1 protein-coding gene is annotated in these 600 nt (G+C 59.5%); it reads left to right on the forward strand.

Annotated features, from left to right (window positions below; all coding sequences use genetic code 11):
* Window positions 1-600, forward strand: a 600-nt coding sequence (locus DBR30_RS22605; RefSeq protein ID WP_258224509.1) for a sigma-54-dependent transcriptional regulator, incomplete at both ends; no start/stop codon positions are given.

Consider the following 600-nt stretch of genomic DNA (forward strand, 5'->3'; position numbering starts at 1 on the left):
ACCAAGCCGTTTGACAGCAAGCGGCTCTGCGCCACCGTTCGCAATGCCTTGAAACATCAGCAGTTGAGCTCGCTGGTTGCCCACTATCGGGAGAACTTCGAGCGCAGCTCGTTTTTCGGTTTTATCGGTGCCTCCATGTCGATGCAGGCGGTCTATCGCATCATCGAAAGTGCGGCGCCCAGCAAGGCGACCGTCTTTATCACTGGCGAGAGCGGCACCGGCAAAGAGGTGTGTGCCGAGGCGATTCACCAGTGCAGTCCCCGCAGCGAACAGCCCTTTATTGCCCTCAACTGCGCAGCCATTCCCCACGATTTGATGGAGAGCGAGATCTTCGGTCATGTGAAAGGCTCTTTTACCGGCGCCCAGGGGGATCGCAAGGGGGCGGCAAGTCTGGCCGATGGCGGTACCCTGTTTCTCGACGAGATCTGCGAGATGGACCTGGATCTGCAGAGCAAGTTGCTGCGCTTCATCCAGACCGGCACAGTGCAGCGGGTCGGCAGCGGCAAGCTCGAGACGGTGGATGTCCGCTTTATCTGCGCCACCAACCGGGATCCGCTGGTGGAGGTGAAAGCGGGCCGTTTTCGCGAGGATCTCTACTAT

Origin of the sequence: Aeromonas sp. HMWF017 (assembly GCF_003061465.1) — a bacterium.
Taxonomy (GTDB): Bacteria; Pseudomonadota; Gammaproteobacteria; order Enterobacterales; family Aeromonadaceae; genus Aeromonas; species Aeromonas veronii.